Raw genomic sequence first — 1,630 nt, forward strand, 5'->3', positions numbered from 1 at the left:
AATCAGCTCGCGCGTGTTCGAGCTCTGGAGCCGCTCGCCGCCGATTTCGAGCCAAATGTCGAGCGCGTGCGGATCCGCAATTTCATCCGCCGTCGCGATCCACGGGCCCATGGGCGCGAACGTATCGAAGGTCTTGCCCATCAGCCATTGCGACGTCGCCAACTGAAAATCGCGGGCGCTCACGTCGTTGACGATGGTATAGCCGAACACATGTTCCATCGCGCGCGCGCGCGCAATGTGGCGTCCGCCGCGGCCGATCACAAAGGCGAGCTCGGCTTCGTAATCGGGCCGCGCAGAAGCTTTGGGCAGAACAATCGGCACGCCCGGGCCGATGACGACGTTCGAAAATTTGCTGAAGATAGTGGGGACCGTGGGAATCTCCATGCCCACCTCCGCCGCGTGATCGCGATAGTTCAGTCCGGCGCAGATCAGCTTGGGAGGGTGTGGAATGGGCGCGAGGAGTTGCACGTCCGCAATTTTAAAAGACGGTCCGCCCGATTTCGCGCCCGACGCGATTACCGACAACATGTCCGAGCCGAGTCCGGTTACGGTTTCTCCGGAGATGACGCCGGCTTCGGGAGCGCCGCCCGGCCGGCGGAAGGTGACGAGTCGCATAAGCGTGTAAGAATATCATTTCATGCCTCGCATTCATCGCGCTCTGATGAGCGTCACCGACAAAACCGGAATCGTCGAATTCGCGCGCGCGCTTGCCGCGCTCGACATCAAGATTGTGTCGACGGGCGGGACGTTCCGCGTCCTGAACGAAGCCGGTGTCGCGCCGCTCGCTGACGTCGAGAGCGTCACCGGATTTCCGGAAATGCTGGACGGCCGAGTGAAGACCATCCATCCGCGCATCGCGGGCGGAATCCTGGCGATACGCTCGCGGGCTGCGCATATGCGCGCGCTCGAGGAATACGAAATTCCGGCGATTGACCTGGTGTGCGTGAATCTCTATGAATTCGAAAAAATCGCGACGCGGCCGGACGCGACGCTCGAGGAGCTTATCGAAAACATCGACATCGGCGGACCGACCATGATCCGCGCGGCGGCCAAGAACTGGCAGGACGTCGCCGTCGTGACCTCGCCGGCCGACTACGCTGAAATCGTCGCCGAACTCCAATCGGGCGGAGCGCTATCGGAAGAAACGCACTGGCGCCTGGCGAAAAAAGCTTTCGCGGCGACGGCCGCCTACGATCGCGCGATCTCGCTCCGCCTTGCCGAGATTCCGCCGACCGGCGACGCGGTACCCGCCACGCTCGACATCCGCGCGCCGCGTCGCCTGGCGCTGCGTTACGGCGAAAATCCGCACCAGTCGGCCGCACTCTATGCCTCCGGCGTCGCGGGTGTCGCGGGCGCGGAGCAGCTCCAGGGCAGGGAGCTTTCCTACAACAACCTGGTGGACCTGGACGCGGCCTGGCAGTTGACCGGCGAGTTCGACGCGGCCGCCGCGGCAGTGATCAAGCACACCAATCCGTGCGGCTGCGCGGAAAGCGCGACGGTCGGCCAAAGTTATCGCCGCGCGTTTGAAGCCGACCCGGTGTCGGCCTACGGCGGCGTTCTGGCGTTCAACCGGCCGGTGGATGAAGAAACTGCGGACGAGATCGCCAAGACGTTCATCGAAGCCATTGCC

General features: G+C 63.7%; 2 protein-coding genes. One reads left to right on the top strand and one right to left on the bottom strand.

Features of this window, described 5'->3' with window-relative positions:
• Positions 1-615: fumarylacetoacetate hydrolase family protein (locus VIW95_RS11860; protein ID WP_331586698.1), on the bottom strand; the 615-nt coding region annotated here is incomplete at its 3' end.
• Positions 616-637: 22 nt separating this feature from the next.
• On the opposite strand from VIW95_RS11860, the gene purH reads away from it, so the two are divergent.
• Positions 638-1,630, top strand: a 993-nt coding sequence (gene purH, locus VIW95_RS11865; RefSeq protein ID WP_331586700.1) for a bifunctional phosphoribosylaminoimidazolecarboxamide formyltransferase/IMP cyclohydrolase, incomplete at its 3' end; no start/stop codon positions are given.

Source organism: Binatus sp. (SeqCode) (assembly GCF_036522015.1).
Lineage (GTDB): Bacteria > Desulfobacterota > Binatia > Binatales > Binataceae > Binatus.